The sequence below is a fragment of the uncultured Tepidimonas sp. genome (assembly GCF_938045175.1).
Classification (GTDB): domain Bacteria; phylum Pseudomonadota; class Gammaproteobacteria; order Burkholderiales; family Burkholderiaceae_C; genus Tepidimonas.
The window spans coordinates 1-14,589 of the sequence record NZ_CALIND010000126.1 but is presented as its reverse complement, the minus strand read 5'-3'; the positions used below and the strand labels follow the sequence as shown (position 1 = coordinate 14,589).

Annotated in this window: 11 protein-coding genes; 5 read left to right on the top strand and 6 right to left on the bottom strand. The window is 69.7% G+C overall.

The genetic code is table 11. The features are described from left to right. On the top strand, nt 1-1,046 hold a 1,046-nt coding region (locus tag Q0716_RS06755), incomplete at its 5' end, for a DNA polymerase Y family protein (RefSeq protein ID WP_299021209.1). Continuing rightward, nucleotides 1,043-4,342: an error-prone DNA polymerase gene (locus Q0716_RS06750; RefSeq protein WP_299021207.1), complete on the top strand. Its 3,300-nt coding sequence runs from the start codon at nt 1,043-1,045 to the stop codon at nt 4,340-4,342. The genes Q0716_RS06755 and Q0716_RS06750, both read left to right, overlap by 4 nt. A gap of 28 nt (nt 4,343-4,370) precedes the next feature. Here the strand turns inward: Q0716_RS06750 and lexA are convergent, their stop codons facing one another. The 5 genes from lexA to Q0716_RS06725 form a co-directional block, all read right to left on the bottom strand. Beyond that, nucleotides 4,371-5,021, bottom strand: coding sequence for a transcriptional repressor LexA (lexA, locus tag Q0716_RS06745; protein ID WP_299021204.1), 651 nt, complete (start codon nt 5,019-5,021; stop codon nt 4,371-4,373). A gap of 71 nt (nt 5,022-5,092) precedes the next feature. Then, a complete protein-coding gene (ylqF, locus tag Q0716_RS06740; RefSeq protein ID WP_299021201.1) occupies nt 5,093-6,070 on the bottom strand; it encodes a ribosome biogenesis GTPase YlqF in 978 nt (325 codons plus the stop codon). A gap of 39 nt (nt 6,071-6,109) precedes the next feature. Next, nucleotides 6,110-6,799, bottom strand: coding sequence for an HAD-IA family hydrolase (locus tag Q0716_RS06735; protein ID WP_299021199.1), 690 nt, complete (start codon nt 6,797-6,799; stop codon nt 6,110-6,112). 99 nt (nt 6,800-6,898) lie between these two features. Next, nucleotides 6,899-7,204, bottom strand: coding sequence for an H-NS histone family protein (locus Q0716_RS06730; protein WP_299021197.1), 306 nt, complete (start codon nt 7,202-7,204; stop codon nt 6,899-6,901). A 55-nt stretch (nt 7,205-7,259) separates the two neighbouring features. Continuing rightward, entirely contained in the window at nt 7,260-8,234 is a 975-nt protein-coding gene (locus Q0716_RS06725) for an RluA family pseudouridine synthase (RefSeq protein WP_299021194.1), read from the bottom strand. Between the two features lie 564 nt (nt 8,235-8,798). Between Q0716_RS06725 and Q0716_RS06720 the strand changes: the two genes are divergently transcribed. The 3 genes from Q0716_RS06720 (at nt 8,799) to Q0716_RS06710 (ending at nt 13,609) form a co-directional block, all read left to right on the top strand. Then, nucleotides 8,799-11,783, top strand: coding sequence for an Rne/Rng family ribonuclease (locus Q0716_RS06720; RefSeq protein WP_299021191.1), 2,985 nt, complete (start codon nt 8,799-8,801; stop codon nt 11,781-11,783). 78 nt (nt 11,784-11,861) lie between these two features. Further along, entirely contained in the window at nt 11,862-12,356 is a 495-nt protein-coding gene (locus Q0716_RS06715; protein WP_299021189.1) for a hemerythrin domain-containing protein, read from the top strand. Between the two features lie 98 nt (nt 12,357-12,454). Further along, the gene (locus Q0716_RS06710; RefSeq protein ID WP_299021187.1) at nt 12,455-13,609 is read left to right on the top strand and encodes an alpha-hydroxy acid oxidase; all 1,155 of its coding nucleotides are present in this window, start codon (nt 12,455-12,457) and stop codon (nt 13,607-13,609) included. A 104-nt stretch (nt 13,610-13,713) separates the two neighbouring features. On the opposite strand, the gene Q0716_RS06705 is transcribed toward Q0716_RS06710, so the two are convergent. Continuing rightward, a partial coding sequence (locus Q0716_RS06705) for a 5'-nucleotidase C-terminal domain-containing protein (protein WP_299021184.1) occupies nt 13,714-14,589 on the bottom strand: 876 nt, incomplete at its 5' end.

Here is a 14,589-nt window from a genome sequence, read left to right as displayed (position 1 = left end):
CTGCACTGGGGCCAGACTGGACGGCCCGCATCGACGCCCTGCCCATCGCGCACCTGAGCGCCACCCGCCCCCACGGCGCGGTGCTCGATGCCCTGGGCCTGCGCACCCTGGGGGCCCTGCGCGGCTGCCCGCGTCATGAATTGGCGCAGCGCACCTCGCCCGCGCTGCTGCAAGCGCTGGACGCGCTCTATGGCACGGCGGCGCTGGCCGTGCGCCCCTGGCAGCCGCCGCCCCGCTTTCGCCAGACCCTGGCGCTGCCCGCACCCAGCAGCGACGGCAGTGCACTCGCTTTTGCGGCCCAGCGCCTGTTGGTCCAGATGGCGCGCTGGCTGCACCGGCGGCAGGCGGGCGTGCTGCAATGGCGCCTGGGCTGGGTGGGCCAGCCGACCGACGCCGCGCTGCACTTTCGCCACCGTCGACCGTTGCGCGACCCGGCACAACTGCGACCGCTGCTGCACGAAGCGCTGGCGCGCACCGCGCTCAGCGCCCCGGTCGACGCCCTGTGGCTCGAGACGATCGACATCGCACCGTACCACGCCGAGGCAGCCAGCCTGCTGCCGGGGCGTCCCGCCGACGAGGCGCTCACCTGGAGCGCCGTGCTGGAGCGGCTGGCGGCCCGCCTAGGGCCCGAGCGGGTGCAAGCAGCGCAATTGGCCGCACACTGGGACCCGCTGCAGCGCCAAACCTGGCACCCGGCGCTGGCGCACGAACCACGCACCGCAGCGACGGGCTGTGTGCGCGCCCGTAGCGAGACTCGGTCGGCTGCGGTGCCAACGGCGCCAGCCGACACCCTCTGGGAACCCGCCTGGCGGCTGCCGCACCCTCGGCGCTTGGCCCTCGATGCGCGGGGGCGTCCACTGCTGCAGGGCCAACCCCTGCGCCGTCTGCTCGGCCCGCAGCGCATTGTCACCGGCTGGTGGAACATGCCCATCGCGCGGGATATTTACGTGGCCGCCACGCCCGACGGACGCTGTTGGTGGCTGTACCGGGTGCATGACGGCGCGGCCGAAGGCCCGCATTGGTTCTTGGCCGGGGTGTATGCATGACCCCATCGCCCCCATCCGCCGATGCGCCCGCCGCGCTGTATGCGCTGAGCCACTACAGCTTTTTGCGCGCAGCAGCCAGCCCGGACGCCCTGGTGCAACGGGCCCACGCGCTGGGCTATGCGGCGCTGGCGCTGACCGACGAGAACACGTTGGGCGGTGTGGTGCAGGCGCACCTCGCCGCCCGCGCCTGTAGGCTGCGGCTGCTGATTGGCGCCCACTGGCGGCTGCGCTGGCCGACACTCCCCGGGGGTGGATTCACCCTCGTCGCGTGGGCGGCCGACCGCAGCGGCTACGGACACCTGAGTGCCTGGATCAGCCAGCGGCGCCTGGGCCGCCACGACGCTGGCACCGCCCCCCACGACCCGCAGCGGCTGCCGCTGCACGCCCACGCCGATGAGGTGCCCGCGCTACCCGGCTGCCTGCTGATGGCCGTGCCCTGGGCCTGGGCGCTGCCGCTGGCCGACGATGCGGCGTGGGACGCTGGGCTGCGCGCGCTCACCGGCTGGCTGCGCGAGCGCGGCCCCGAGCGCGGCTGGCTCGGCATCACGGCCGAGGGCCAGCTGCACGACGCGGCTTGGCAGCAACGGCTGCGGCAGGCCGCGCGCCAAGCCGGGCTGCCCGCGCTGGCCGCACCCGAGGTGCGCATGGCGCACCCCGATCAGCAGGCGCTGCTCGACACCCTGACCGCTATCCGGCTGCGGCGGCCCGTGGCCGACTGCGGGTTGGCGCTCAGCCCCCATGCCGAGGCGCACCTGTGGCCCGCGCCGCGCTGGGCGCGGCGCTTTGCCCCCGAGCTGATTGCCGAGACGCGCACGGTGGTCGAGCGCTGCACCTTCGGCCTGGACGAGTTGCGCTACGAATACCCGGACGAAATCGTGCCCCAGGGGCTGACGGCCACGCAACACCTGCGCGCACTGGTGGAGGCAGGCGCGCGCCAGCGCTACCCGCACGGCATACCAGCCCCCGTGCAGGCGCAGCTCGAACACGAACTCGCCCTCATCGCCGAGCTGCGCTACGAGCCCTACTTTCTGACGGTCTACGACATCGTGCGCTTCGCACGCTCGCGCGACATCCTGTGCCAGGGCCGGGGATCGGCGGCCAACTCGGCCGTGTGCTACTGCCTGGGCATCACCGAGGTCGATCCGGCAAACCATTCCCTGCTGTTCGAGCGCTTCATCAGCCGCGCGCGGGCCGAGCCGCCCGACATCGACGTCGACTTCGAGCACCAGCGGCGCGAGGAAGTCATCCAATACCTCTACGCCAAGTATGGCCGCGAGCGCGCCGCCCTGGCCGCCAGCCTGATCCGCTGGCACGGCCGCAGCGCCATCCGCGACGTGGGCAAGGCCCTGGGGCAGGACGCGGCCACCATCGACGCGCTGGCGCGCCAGTGCGGCCACCGCGAACCGCAGGAGCTGGAGCCGGCCGCGCTGGCCGCCGCGGGCTTGTCCCCCGACGACCCCACCGTGCAGCGCTGGCTGGCGCTGGCGCAGGCGCTGGTCGGCGCGCCGCGCCACCGCTCGCAGCACACGGGCGGCTTCGTGCTCACGCGCGGCCCGCTCACCCACACCGTGCCGGTGGTGCCCGCCGCCATGCCGGGACGCACAGTGATCGAATGGGACAAGGACGACATCGACGCGCTGGGCTTGCTCAAGGTGGACGTGCTCGCGCTGGGCATGCTCAGTGCGCTGCACGGCGCGCTGCGGTTGGTGGGCCAGTGGCGCGGGCGACCCTTCACGCTGGCCGACCTGCCGCGCGAGGACGCCGCCACCTACGCCATGATCCAGCGCGCCGACACGGTGGGCGTGTTTCAGATCGAAAGCCGCGCCCAGATGAGCATGCTGCCGCGCCTGCAGCCCGCGTGTTTCTACGACCTGGTGGTACAGGTGGCCATCGTGCGCCCCGGGCCCATCCAGGGGGGTATGGTCCACCCCTATTTGGCTGCGCGCGAGCGCCAGCGCCGGGGCGAGCCCGTATCGCTGCCGCGGCCCGAGCTGGCGCCCGCGTTGGCGCGCACGCTGGGTGTGCCCATTTTTCAGGAGCAGGTGATGCAAATCGCCATGCTGGCTGCGGGTTTTAGCGCCGAAGAAGCCGACGCCCTGCGCCGCGCCATGGGCGCGTGGCGCCGCCGTGGCGAGCTGGAGCGCTTCGAGCAGCGGCTGCTGGCCGGCATGGCCGAGCGTGGCTACGACACGGACTTTGCCCAGGCCATCGTGCGCCAGATCCGCGGTTTTGGCAGCTATGGCTTCCCGGAGAGCCATGCCGCCAGCTTCGCGCTACTGGCTTATGCGAGTGCCTGGCTCAAGTGCCACGAGCCCGCCGCTTTTTTGGCCGCGCTGCTCAATGCCCAACCGATGGGCTTTTATGCCCCGGCCCAGCTGGTGCAAGACGCCCAGCGCCACGGGGTGGTCGTGCGCCCGGTGGACGTCTGCCACAGCGACTGGGACTGCACGCTGGAGGCGACGGCCGCCCCCGCTCAGTCGGATGCCGACCGGGGCGATCGAGCCCCCGCGGACCCCAGGGGCGCACCGGCCGTGCGGCTGGGTCTGCGGCTGGTCGACGGATTGGGCGAGGCCAGCGGCCAACGCATCGTGGCGGCGCGCCGCGCGCAACCTTTTGCCAGTATCGAGGATCTGGCGCGCCGCGCCCGGCTGGACCGCGCGGCCCTGCACGCCCTGGCGCGCGCCGATGCGCTGTCCGGGCTGGCCGGGCACCGCCGCCAGCAGTGGTGGGCCGTCACGGGTTGGCACCCACCGCTGGCGCTGGAGCGTGCCGCGCCCCCCGAGCGCACGCCCGAACCCGACGCCGCTGGCGCCGCGCACGTGGCCGACGCCCGCGGCGCCCCCCCATGGCAGCCTCCCGCTGCCGAACTGAACGAAGAGGTCTGGCAAGACTACGCCAGCCTGGGCCTGAGCCTGCGGGCGCACCCGCTGCGGCTGCTGCGACAGCGGCTACCCGCGCCGCGCTGGCTGACCGCCGAACAGCTGCGCGACCAGCCGAACCGGCGGCTGGTGGGCGTGTGCGGACTGGTCATCGCACGCCAAAAACCCGCCACGGCCCAGGGCGTGCTGTTTCTGACGCTGGAAGACGAAACCGGCACGGTCCAAGTCATCGCCTGGCGCCGCGTGCAGGCCCGCTTTGGGCCGGCGCTGCGGCACGGACGGTTGCTGGCCATCCGGGGCCAGTGGCAACGGCACGGCGATGGCGCGCACGCGGTGTGCCACCTGATCGCCGGTCATGTGCACGACTGCAGCGACTGGCTCGACGGCCTGACCGTGGCCAGCCGGGATTTTCACTGAGCCGCTGCGAGCAGCAGCCTACAGGGCGTCAATCCCAGCCGCGGTCGCGCAACAGACCGACCACGACCCCCTCGATGACGAACGCCTCGCCGGGCCGCACGATGCGATCCGGCACCTCCGGGTTGGCCGCCTGCAGCCGCCAGCCCGCGCCATCGCGCTGCAGGCGCTTGACCGTCACTTCGTCGCCCAGGCGGGCGACCACCGTTTGACCGGGGCGCGCCTCGCGCACCGCCTGCACGGCCAGCAGGTCGCCGTCGTGAATGCCCGCGTCGCGCATCGACCAGCCACGCACCCGCAGCAAGTAGTCGGGCCGGCGTGCAAACCAACGCGGATCGGCCGGATACACCGCCTCCACGTGCTCCTGCGCCAAAATCGGCGATCCGGCCGCGACCCGACCGACCAGCGGTAGCTGCAGCAACGCCGAATCGCTGGCCGTGGCCGTTGCCCCATCGCACGCCAGCACGCGGATGCCGCGCGCGCTGCCGTCGAGCAGCGCGATGGCACCTTTGCGCACCAGCGCTCGCAGATGCGCCTCGGCCGCGTTGGGCGAGCGAAACCCGAATGCTTGCGCGATCTCGGCCCGGGTCGGCGGCACCCCGCGCGTGCCCAGCGACGCGAGGATGAAGTCGAGCACCTCGCGTTGGCGCGGGGTCAAATCCCCATGGACAGGATCGGCCATCGGCGGGCGCGTCGGCTGGGGGCGAGACGAAAGCGAGGCGGGCTGCATGAACCCGGACTGTAGCAGCGCCTTCAGCGGGGCGTATCCCCCGCCCGATCGTCGTCCCCGGCAGCCGGTGCGGCCGCCTGCGGGCGCGGTCGGCGCTGGGCACGTTGGGCCTGCCGCTCGGCCTCGGCCGCCTCGGCGGCAGCGCGCCACGTGGCAAACGCCTGCGGTGTCTCGAGTGTGATGCGCCCGATGGCACCGGCGCGAAAGTCGGCCAGTAGCGCCTCACCCGCCTTGTGCGGGTCAATGCGCCCACCAGGCAGCAGGGCCCCGCGTTTGCGGCCGATCGCCGCCAGCAGCTCATGGGCGGGATCGGCGGCAATCTGCTCCACCGTCCCCCCCAAGCGATACCGGGCTGCCAGCAGCCCGGGGTAATCTGCCTGCAGCACACGCAGAAGGGCCAGCGCGACCTCCTCCTCATCGTAAGCGTTGCGGCCCACGGCCCCACTGGCGGCCAACCAGTCGCCACTCTCCGGCACCACGATCTTGGGCCACAGCATGCCCGGCGTGTCGACCAGGTACACGTCGTCGGCCAGCACTACGCGCTGCTCTTGCTTGGTCACCCCCGGCTCGTCGGCGGCCTTGGCCGCGCGCTTGCCCACCAAGGTATTGATGAGGGTGGACTTGCCCACGTTGGGGATGCCCGCGATGAGCACCCGCAGCGGCTTGACCATGCCCCCGCGGTGCGGCGCGAGCCGCCGACATTCGGCCACCAGCGTGCGGGCCGGCCCCGGGACGTGCGCGTGCAGCGCGATCGCACGCATGCGCGGCTGCGCGTTGTAGTGCGCCAACCACTGCTCGGTGCGCACGGGGTCGGCCAAATCGGCTTTGTTGAGCACCTTCAGCGTCGGGCGCGCCCCAATCAGCTCTGCCAGCAGCGGATTGGCGCTGGAGCCGGGCAAGCGGGCATCGAGCAACTCGATGACGACGTCGATGGCTTTGAGCCGCTCGCGCAGCGCCTTGAGCGTCGCGTGCATGTGACCGGGAAACCACTGGACACTCACCGCCAACTCCCCCTCGGTGGAAAAAGGCGTCGGCTGCGCTCACGCATGGTCACGCAGCCAACCATGCAACTCGGCCACCGTGTGCGCCACAAAGCGCGGTTGCAGCGCGCGCAGATCGTCGTGCGGATGGGCGCCATAGGTCACCGCCACCGCGTCGCAACCGGCTTGCTGCGCCATCAGCAAGTCATGGGTCGTGTCACCGATCATCAGGGTGCGCTCGGGCGGCACGTCCAGCTCGTCCATCAGTTCCAGCAACATCTGCGGATGCGGCTTGCTCGCCGTCTCATCGGCCGTGCGCGAGGCGTGAAAGACCCCGTGCAGCGCCACCGTTTGCAACGCGACGTCGAGCCCGCGCCGGCTTTTGCCCGTGGCCACCGCCAGCCAGTGGCCACGCGCGCGCAGATCGTGCAACAGCGGCAACACGCCCTCGAACAGCGTCACCGCGTGTTGCTGCGTAAACCAATGGTGGCGGTAACGCTCGACCAGGAGTGGCTGGCGCTCGGGCGGCACATCGGGCGCCACGTGGGCCAACGCCTGCGCCAACCCCATGCCGATAACCCACGCCGCGCGCTCGCGCGACGGCGGCTCGCCGCCGACGTCGCGCACTGCGGCCTGGATGCAACCCACGATGAGCGCGGTGGAGTCGAACAGCGTGCCATCCCAGTCGAAGGCGATCAGGTCATAGCGGCGTGGCCGCGCGGCAACTGCGAAACGGTTTGGTTCGATCACGACCCATCCAGAAAGGCAAAGCGCCCCCACAGGGGCGACCCTCAAAAAGACGAAAGGCGCTTGACCGGCGCCTTTCGTCGGCCATGGGTGGAAGATCCCTCAGGCGACGCGATAGTTCTCGATGTTGCCACCCGCCGCCAGGATCTCCCGCACCCACGCGGGCTTGCGACCCGGTCCACCCGACCAGGTTTCGCCATTGGGGCCGCGATACTTGACTTCGCCTTTGCCCCGGCCTGCCTTGCCCTTGCGGCCAGCGGAACCCCCCAAATCTTGCACGGTGATGCCATATTCCGCCATGCGGGCGCGGATCTCGGCGATCACGGCGGCACGCTCTTGCTTGCGCAATTGTTCGGCCTGCGCCAGCAGGGCTTCTGCCTGCGCCTTGAGCTCTGCATAGGTTGCCATAACGACGTTGCTCCTGAATGTCAAAGAAATGTGGCGAACCACATCTATATTGTAATCACAAAAACCGTTGCACGTCACCCCATTGCGCCAATTCGGGCGGCAGTGGGGCCTGCAAGCTCAATTCTTCACCCCGCACGGGATGGCGAATCGACAGCCGCCAGGCATGCAAAAACATACGCCGCAGCCCGGAGCGTGACAGCCAACGGTTCCATTCGAAATCACCGTACTTGTCGTCGCCCGCGATGGGATGCCCGCAATGCGCCAGATGCACCCGAATCTGATGCGTGCGTCCGGTTTTGATCGTCACGGACAGCAGACTCATTGGCGGCGCATCGGGCGGCGCGTCCGGTGGCGGTTGCACGGTGCCGAGCACACGCACGAGCGAAATGGAGCGCTGTCCCTGTGGGTCGCGCGCATCGGTGACGCGCACCCGCCGCTCGCCATCGGGCAACAGGTATTTGTGCAGCGGCACATCGATCACCTTGCGCCCGGCGGGCCACACCCCGCGCACCAACGCCAAATAGGTTTTGCCCGTGCTGCGCTGCCGAAATTGATCCTGCAGGGCCTTGAGCGCACTGCGCTTCTTGGCCACCAGCAGCACCCCACTGGTGTCGCGGTCCAAGCGATGCACCAACTCCAGCAGCGGCGCCTGCGGATGCGCCCGGCGCAACTGCTCGATCACACCGAACGCCACCCCGCTGCCCCCATGCACCGCCACCCCGGCGGGTTTGTCCACCGCCAGCAGCACCTCGTCTTCGTACAGCACGGGGAAGGTGCGCGCCGGCACGGCGGGTGCGGCCTCGGGCGAACGCTGGGGCACGCGAACCGGGGGCAGCCGCACATCGTCACCCGGGTGCAAGCGCGTATCGGCACGCGCACGCGCCTTGTTCACGCGCACCTCACCACTGCGGATGATGCGGTAGATCAGTGGCTTGGGCACGCCCTTGAGCTCGCGCAGCAAAAAATTGTCGAGCCGCTGATCGGCGGACTCGGCATCGACGGTGAGGTGACGGACGGCAGGGACGGACATGAAAACGAGCCAAAGGGCCGGGCGGCACGCGGGCACGGTGGGCGGTCTATAATGCCCTTGCTTGTTCGTGCGCCGAAAGATGTTCGGGGTGCCACGAAGTGTACGGCACGCCCAGAGAGGGCGCAGGCAGGCAACCGTTGCCGAACCCCAGGCGGGGTGCCGCATTCGACCCCCGTTGGCCCGGGGCCCAAAGGCCCGCCAGCGGAAAGACGCGCACCGCCGGGATGAACCGACGTCCAGTCAGCGAACCCGAACCGGAATACCCCAAACGTGCAGCCCGCCACCTGTCTGATCTCGCGGCGTCGGTCTGCACGAGGACCCAGTGACCACCGAGACGCCCGCCCACCCGTGTCGTACGACGGCCCGTCATCCCTGTTCACCGTGATCCACGCGCCCATGCCCGGGAGCGTGTCCACACCCTGCCTGGCGCTGCGCCACGCAGGGTGACACGCCTTCCCGCAGCTCTCCGGCCATTCCTCCCTCGTTCGCTCGATCGGTCTGCGGTTTGCGGCATCCGCGCCCCACCGGGGGCGCTCGTACGAGACTGTGTTCGAGGAACGCACGATGAAACGCATGTTGATCAACGCCACGCAGGCCGAAGAGCGCCGCCTGGCGATCGTGGATGGGCAGAAACTGCTCGATTACGAAATCGAAATCGAAGGGCGTGAGCAGCGCAAGGGCAATATCTACAAGGCCGTCGTCACGCGCGTCGAGCCGTCGCTGGAGGCCTGCTTCGTCGACTACGGTGAGGAACGCCACGGCTTTTTGCCGTTCAAGGAAATCTCGCGCCAGTATTTCCAGGGTAACGTGCCACCGTCGCAGGCCCGCATCCAGGACGTCATCAAAGAAGGCCAGGACCTGCTGGTGCAGGTGGAAAAAGAGGAGCGGGGCAACAAGGGGGCAGCGCTGACCACTTTTATCAGCCTGGCCGGCCGCTATGTGGTGCTGATGCCCAACAATCCCCGCGGTGGCGGCGTGAGCCGGCGCATCGAGGGTGACGATCGCGCCGAATTGAAGGCCACGCTGGACAAGCTGGAATACCCCAGCGGCATGAGCATCATCGCGCGCACCGCCGGCATCGGGCGCGAAGCCGCGGAGCTGCAGTGGGACCTCAATTACCTGCTCAAGCTCTGGAGCGCAATCGAAGGCGCCGCCAAGTCGCTGACCAAGCCGGAGCTGATCTACCAGGAATCGACCCTGGTCATCCGGGCGATTCGCGACTATTTCAACAGCGACATCGGCGAGATCCTGATCGACACCGACGATATCTTCGAGCAGGCCAAGGGTTTCATGTCCCACGTCATGCCCGAATACGTCAACCGGGTCAAGCGCTACCGTGACAACGCGCCGCTGTTTTCGCGCTTCCAAATCGAGCACCAGATCGAGACCGCCTACAGCCGCACCGTCACCCTGCCCTCGGGTGGGGCGATCGTGATCGACCAGACCGAGGCGCTGGTGGCCATCGACGTCAACTCGGCGCGCGCCATCAAGGGGGGCGACATCGAGGAGACCGCGCTGCGCACCAACCTCGAAGCGGCCGATGAAGTCGCGCGCCAGGCCCGCTTGCGCGACTTGGGCGGCCTGATCGTGATCGACTTCATCGACATGGAGGACAGCAAGAACCGGCGCGAGGTCGAAAACCGCCTGCGCGAAGCGCTGCGGCAAGACCGCGCGCGCGTGCAGTTCGCGCCCATCAGCAAGTTTGGGCTGCTCGAGATGAGCCGTCAGCGCCTGCGCCCGACGCTGTCCGAGGGTGCCTCCATCCCCTGCCCGCGCTGCGGCGGCTCGGGCCACATCCGCGACACCGAATCGTCGGCGCTGCAAATCCTGCGCGTCATCCAGGAAGAGTCACTCAAAGACAACACCGCCGCCGTGCTGGTGCAAGTGCCGGTCGAGGTCGCCAGTTTCTTGCTCAACGAAAAGCGCGTCGAGATCACCAAAATCGAGCTCAAGCAGCGCATCAGCGTGCTGCTGGTGCCCAACAAGTCGCTCGACACGCCCAACTACAAGCTCGAACGCCTCAAGCGGCTGGACAACCTGGACGCCAGCTACAAGCTCGCCGACATCGCCGAAGACGTCGCGCTGGTCACCCGCCGCAGTCAGGAACGCACCAACCGGCAAGAGCCGCTGATCAAGGGTGTGCTGCCCGACGGCCCGGCGCCGGTGGCCGCGCCCCGGCCCGAGGCAGCCGCGCCCTCGCCCCACCCCGGCGTGGTGGCGGCGCAGCCCTCTGCCCCCACTCCCGCCCCTGCCGCGCGTGCGGCGACCGCGGCGCCGGTGGTCGCCGAAACGGGCTTCATCGCTTGGCTCAAGCGGCTCTTTGGCTGGCAAGCCGTGCCAGCGGCCACACCGGCACCGGCCGCGCCGGCTGCTACGCCGGCGACCGCGTCGCCCGCACGGCCTGGCGGCGACGAGCCACGCCAGCGCCAGGGCCGCGGCGGCCGTGACCGCCCCCGCAACGACGCCCGCTCGCGCGCCGAGCGATCGGCCGAAGACCCCTCCGCTGGTACCGGTGATGCCCGGGTATCGCGTGCCGAGGAAGGCGCCACCGAAGGACGCCGCGAGCGCGGAGAGCGGGCGGGCGAGCGCCGTCCACGCAGCGAGCGCCCGGCTCGGCCACCGCAAGCGGACGGTACGCAGCAGACACGGTCGGCATCCAACGCCGCACCCGTCGAGTCCGACGACGTGGCGGCCACCGCCCCGGCAGTGGCGGCGGCTGAGGCTGGCGAGGCCACGACCGACGCGCGCGAACGGGGTGGGCGCGGCGATCGGCGTCGGCGTGGCCGCCGCTCGCGCGGCGATACCGCAGCCGCCGAGACAGCCACCACGCCCGACGCAGCCGTCGTGCCCGACAGCATGACCACGGCTGCCCCCCAGCCGGAAACCGAGGGCGCAAACCCCGATGCAGCACCTGAGGCCGGCACACCCGCGCTGGGAGATGCAGCGGTCGCTACCGACGGCAACGAATCGGCCCCACGCGAGCGCCGCAGCCGCGACCGCTACGGGCGCGACCGTGCCCGCCGGGCGTCCACGCCAGCCACGTCGGATTCGGAAGCGGTGCTCGACACCAGCGCGAGCACGCCGCAGCCCACCGCCGGGGACGGGGACGTGACAGTGGACACCCCGCGGCGCTCGTACTTTGCCCGGCCGCAGACGGCGCCGGCGGGCGAGGCCGAGGCCCGCGTCCAGCCGGCTCCGGCCCCGGTTCCCACAGCCGAAACCCCGCTGGCAGCGGACGTTCCCGCCGAGGCCACGGCACCCGCACCCGCACCCGCCGCGGCGCCGATCGCCGCCAGCGGTGCCGACACTGCCCAACCATTCACCCTCCCCGTAGACGAGCTGGCAGCGCTGGCCCGTGCAGCGGGTCTGGAGTGGGTGCAGTCGGACGCGAACAAGGTCGCTGCCGCGCAAGCCGCCATCGCGGCCGAGCCTGCGCCCGTGCACGTCCCGCGCGAGCCGCGGCCGGCACCCGCGGTCAGCGAAGGGCCGCTGGTGCTCATCGAGACCCGGCGTGATCTGCGCGACATGCGCTGGCCGTTCGACGCGTGAGCCTCCGCGCGCTTCGGGCCGGTGCGCCTTGACCTGCGTCAAGCCGCACGGCCCGCGCCCCCACTACCCTTGCGCGTCATGAGCACCGAGCCCTTTCCCGACATCCCACCCCTGTACTGGAGCGACGCGCTCGCCACGGGTGACGCGCGCATGGACGAGACCCACGAGGAATTCGTGACCCAGCTCGCCGCGCTGCGCGCGCTGCCACACGACCAGCAGCTCGCGCCCTACCGGGCGTTGGTCGCCCACACGCGGGAACACTTCGCGCGCGAGGAGCGCTGGATGGTCGCGGTTGGCTTTGCGCCCGACAACTGCCACGCCAGCCACCACCGGCAAATCCTCGACACCATGCGCGCGGTGGAGGAGCATTACCTGCAGGGCGACCACGAGATCATCGAGCGCATGGCCGCGGCGCTGGCCGAGTGGTTTCCCATGCACGCGCAGACCATGGACGCGGGGCTCGCGCAGCATATGCGCACGGTCGGCTTCGACTCGCGCAGCGAAACCCTGGCCGACCCCGGCCGCGTGCGCCCCGCCACCATGACGGGCTGCGGCAGCGTGCACTGCAGCTAAAACCCCTGCGCGCGTTTTTCTTCAAAGCGCGCCAGCCGCATTTCACGTGACGGGCTGGGGGCATCGGCGCTACGATGCGCGAAAAACGAGGAGACCCCATGCCCGTCATCACCTGCATCGAAGACCTGCGCCGCCTGGCGCAGCGGCGCGTGCCGCGCATGTTCTACGACTACGCCGACAGCGGCTCGTGGACCGAGAGCACCTATCGCGCCAACGAATCGGACTTCCAGCCCATCCGCCTGCGCCAGCGCGTGGCCGTGCCGATGGAGCCGCGCAGCACGCGCACCACCATGGTCGGCCAGCCCGTGACCATGCCCGTGGCGCTGGCGCCCACAGGGCTGACCGGCATGCAACACGCCGACGGCGAAATCCTCGCCGCACGGGCGGCCAAGGCGTTTGGCGTGCCGTTCACGCTCTCCACCATGAGCATCTGCTCGATCGAAGACGTCGCCCAGCACGCCGGCGAAGGTTTTTGGTTTCAGCTCTACGTGATGCGTGACCGCGACTTCATCGCGCGCCTGATCGACCGCGCCAAGGCCGCCCGCTGCGGCGCGCTGGTGCTGACGCTGGACCTGCAGATTTTGGGGCAACGCCACAAAGACCTGAAAAACGGTCTGTCGGCACCGCCCAAACTGACCCTGCCCAACATCCTGAACATGATGACCAAGCCGCGTTGGTGCTGGGGCATGTTGCGCACGCCACGGCGGCAGTTCGGCAACATCGTGGGGCACGTCAAAGGCGTGGCCGACATGGGCAGCTTGTCGGCGTGGACGGCGCAGCAGTTCGACCCCACGCTCAACTGGGCCGACGTCGAGTGGATCAAAAAGCGCTGGGGCGGCAAGCTCATCCTCAAGGGCATCATGGACGTCGAGGATGCCAAGCTTGCCGCCAACTCGGGGGCGGACGCGATCATCGTCAGCAACCACGGGGGCCGCCAGCTCGACGGCGCCGAGTCCAGCATCCGCGCGCTGCCGCGTATCGTCGAGGCCGTGGGTTCGCAGATCGAGATCCACCTCGACAGCGGTATCCGCAGCGGGCAAGATGTCCTCAAAGCGCGCGCCCTCGGCGCACGGGGCACTTACATCGGCCGTGCCTTTCTGTACGGCCTGGGTGCGATGGGCGAGGCGGGCGTGACCAAGGCGTTGGAGATCATCCACAAAGAACTCGACCTGACCATGGCCTTCACGGGCCACACGAATATCGAGACCGTGGACCGCTCGATCCTCATCCCCGGCACCTACCCCACGCCCTGACCGATTCGGGCGCCCATCCCGGCCCGCACACCGTCTGCACACACCCGGCCCGCAAAAAAGCCCGCCGAGGCGGGCTTGGGGCGACGGCAGAAATCGCGAACGGCTTACGCTGCGATGCCGGGATTGCCGCCCACGTTGATGATCTTCGGTTGGTTGACCTTGACCGGCTTGATCACCTTCTTGTCGCGCAGATACGCTGAAACCACGTCCCAGATGGGGGTGCCGGTCACGCCTTCCTGCACCGACGCCCAACCCGCGACCTTGTACTTCTTGTCGGCCTCCAGCGGCTTGCCGCGCAGCGTCAAGTTCTGGATGCGCTGGCCCATGCGCGCCGTGGGGTCGATCGTGTACTGGATGCCGCCCACGCGCACCATGTCGCCGCCCTGCTGGTAGTACGGATCGGGGTTGAACAGGTTGTCGGCCACGTCCTCCATGATCTCCTTGATCTGGGCGCCAGTAAATTCGTTGAGCGTGGTGGCCGGATAGGTCATCGCCATCTGATCCATCATGCGCTCATAGGTGATGGCATCGCCCGGCAGCAAGCTGGTACCCCAGCGCACGCCTGGCGAGAAGGCGGCATCGGCGCCCTTGACCTCCATGAGCGCATCCAGGATCAACTGGTCCCAGGTGCCGTTGAAGTTACCGCGGCGGTACAGCAAGCCCTCGGTGACCGCGAGTTTTTCCTCCAGCTTGGCCTTGTACGGTGCGCGCACCTGTTCGATGAAGCGCGCCATCTCCGCGTCCGCCGGCAGCAGGTTGGAAAACACGGGCAGCAATCGATACTGGTAGCCGCGCACCTGGCCGTCGCGCACATCGAAGTCGAGCACGCCCAGAAACTTCCCGTTCGAGCCGGCATTGGTCACCAGCGTCTGACCGCCGGCATTTTTGACGATCACGGGCGCGGGCATCCCGTCGTGGGTGTGCCCGCCCAGGATGGCGTCCACCCCGCGCACCCGCGAGGCCATCTTGATGTCGACGTC

Excerpts from the sequence above, each read along its gene's own strand:
- Q0716_RS06750 (WP_299021207.1), top strand. The coding sequence starts at position 1,043 with ATGACCCCATCGCCCCCATCCGCCGATGCGCCCGCCGCGCTGTATGCG.
- lexA (WP_299021204.1), bottom strand. The coding sequence starts at position 5,021 with ATGGCCGATCCTGTCCATGGGGATTTGACCCCGCGCCAACGCGAGGTG.
- Q0716_RS06730 (WP_299021197.1), bottom strand. The coding sequence starts at position 7,204 with ATGGCAACCTATGCAGAGCTCAAGGCGCAGGCAGAAGCCCTGCTGGCG.
- Q0716_RS06725 (WP_299021194.1), bottom strand. The coding sequence starts at position 8,234 with ATGTCCGTCCCTGCCGTCCGTCACCTCACCGTCGATGCCGAGTCCGCC.
- Q0716_RS06720 (WP_299021191.1), top strand. The coding sequence starts at position 8,799 with ATGAAACGCATGTTGATCAACGCCACGCAGGCCGAAGAGCGCCGCCTG.
- Q0716_RS06715 (WP_299021189.1), top strand. The coding sequence starts at position 11,862 with ATGAGCACCGAGCCCTTTCCCGACATCCCACCCCTGTACTGGAGCGAC.
- Q0716_RS06710 (WP_299021187.1), top strand. The coding sequence starts at position 12,455 with ATGCCCGTCATCACCTGCATCGAAGACCTGCGCCGCCTGGCGCAGCGG.